General features: G+C 38.6%; 1 protein-coding gene. It reads left to right on the plus strand.

The features are described 5' to 3' along the window. Positions 1-223 (plus strand): NudC domain-containing protein (locus tag C6N31_RS46730; RefSeq protein ID WP_198359783.1); only part of this gene is annotated, 223 nt, incomplete at both ends.

Below are 223 nucleotides of genomic sequence, written 5' to 3' on the forward strand. Positions count from 1 at the left end.
GTCTGAAAGGTCAATCACCAATTATTGATGGTGAGCTTCACAAGGCTATCAATGTGGATGATAGTTTTTGGAGCATTGAGGATGAGCACTTCATTTCAATTCTTTTGACAAAGTCTTATCAAATGGAGTGGTGGAAATGTTTAACAAAAGGAGAGCCTGAAATTGACACCCAAAAAGTGGAACCAGAAAACAGCAAACTTTCTGATCTTGATCCTGAAACACG

Origin of the sequence: Streptomyces fildesensis, from assembly GCF_016107395.1 — a bacterium.
Taxonomy (GTDB): domain Bacteria; phylum Actinomycetota; class Actinomycetes; order Streptomycetales; family Streptomycetaceae; genus Actinacidiphila; species Actinacidiphila fildesensis.